Origin of the sequence: Motilimonas sp. 1_MG-2023 (assembly GCF_030547455.1) — a bacterium.
In the GTDB taxonomy this organism is placed as follows: Bacteria; Pseudomonadota; Gammaproteobacteria; order Enterobacterales; family CBDFNC01; genus Motilimonas.
The window spans coordinates 1-855 of the sequence record NZ_JAUOPX010000110.1 but is presented as its reverse complement, the minus strand read 5'-3'; the positions used below and the strand labels follow the sequence as shown (position 1 = coordinate 855).

1 protein-coding gene is annotated in these 855 nt (G+C 42.7%); it reads right to left on the bottom strand.

Annotation, left to right across the window (positions count from 1 at the left end):
- Positions 1 to 74: 74 nt before the first annotated feature.
- Entirely contained in the window at positions 75 to 671 is a 597-nt protein-coding gene (locus Q4519_RS21635) for a bifunctional 2-polyprenyl-6-hydroxyphenol methylase/3-demethylubiquinol 3-O-methyltransferase UbiG (RefSeq protein ID WP_303515997.1), read from the bottom strand.
- Positions 672 to 855 lie beyond the last annotated feature (184 nt).

Sequence of the window (855 nt, the reverse complement as noted above, 5' to 3'; positions counted from 1 at the left end):
GAGCTTATCGAGGCTCCGGGCTTGTCCAACACCTGAATATGGGGTGTCGGCTTCGCGACACCTATTCTTGTATGTTATGTACGTTTCACCGCAACCACAGAATATGTATGCCAATGCTTCATTCTACCCAATGAAGTTTTCGCTGCTTCATCACGCTCAGAGAACCTTATTATTTCAAAGCCTGAGAACAAAGCCTTTACTTCTGATTCCGATAGAGGTGTTGTGGGGCTACGATAGTTGTGAGCCCAACTGTCTTTGAAACCCATGAAGTCACCAGCAAACACCCCACCGATTTCAATTGAAGATTTAATGTTACTCCAAGTCGATTCGAATTGGTTTGGGTCAGCGAAGAACAAACTGGAATTTGCGAGAACTACACCAGATTTTGGATAGTCGAACGACTCAAACGAGGACTCTGAAATATCCACTAATGACTTTGACCCAAACCTGTCTCTACAAATAGCGACTGAATCAGGATTAATATCGAAGCCATGAACTTGAAAACCCTGTTGCTCGAGGTATTCGATATCACTACCGGTTCCACAACCACAGTCAGTGGCTACTTTGAGGTTTGATTCATCGAGTCTGACAGCAAATTCAGTACGTTTTGAATGGGGGCGAGAGAGTGCCTTTTCGTAATATTGACGCCAAATTTCAGTATTTTCATCCATAAATTTCTGATTTTCCGTAAAAGTACATAACGCCGCCAGCAACTGCCGGAGTGGATTGGCTGCTTTTTTGCGTCTTTTTGCAAAAAAGAAGACAATTTACGGAGGTCAGATTGACTGGCCTTGTTATACGTTTTTTGCAAGTGCATTATGGAATGCCTTTTCGTATTCTTCTACTTTATCTTGT